General features: G+C 55.0%; 1 protein-coding gene. It reads left to right on the top strand.

Annotated elements, in window-relative coordinates; translation table 11 throughout:
• Window positions 1-211: alcohol dehydrogenase catalytic domain-containing protein (locus tag HMPREF0072_RS11815; RefSeq protein ID WP_004831363.1), on the top strand; the 211-nt coding region annotated here is incomplete at both ends.

Raw genomic sequence — 211 nt, 5'->3', positions numbered from 1 at the left:
GGGCGATGAAAAACAACCGGCTTACATCAAGGCGCCGATGATCCCCGGCCATGAATTTATCGGCCATGTCGTGGGGTACGGTGAAGGCGTCGAGGGCTTCAATCTCGGCGATCGCGTGATATCAGAACAAATCGTTCCCTGCTGGCAATGCCGCTTCTGCAACCGCGGTCAGTATTGGATGTGCGAAAAGCATGACCTGTACGGTTTCCAG

Origin of the sequence: Anaerococcus lactolyticus ATCC 51172 (assembly GCF_000156575.1) — a bacterium.
GTDB classification, from domain to species: Bacteria; Bacillota; Clostridia; order Tissierellales; family Peptoniphilaceae; genus Anaerococcus; species Anaerococcus lactolyticus.
This window is presented reverse-complemented; position numbering and strand designations above follow the sequence as displayed.